At 68.8% G+C, this 221-nt stretch carries 1 protein-coding gene; it reads right to left on the minus strand.

Annotated elements, in window-relative coordinates:
- A partial coding sequence (locus tag KQH55_RS16235; RefSeq protein ID WP_235091695.1) for an AMP-binding protein occupies window positions 1–221 on the minus strand: 221 nt, incomplete at both ends.

Genomic DNA, 221 nt, shown 5'->3' on the forward strand with positions numbered 1-221 from the left:
CCACCGACGGATTCGTGTCCGGTAACGCCGGCAGGGTCGCTGGATCGAGCACCGTACACTCGGCCAGCGCCGCCTCGCCCAACGCAGCGCGCCCGGCTGCATCCGCCAGCACAATGCTGGGTGCCGCATCGGCAAGAATGTGCGCCAAGCGCTCGCCTGGGTAGCTCGGGTCCAGCGGCACATACGCACCCCCGGCCTTTAAAATCGCCAGCAGCCCCACG

Source organism: Mycetohabitans sp. B3, from assembly GCF_021498065.1.
GTDB lineage: Bacteria > Pseudomonadota > Gammaproteobacteria > Burkholderiales > Burkholderiaceae > Mycetohabitans.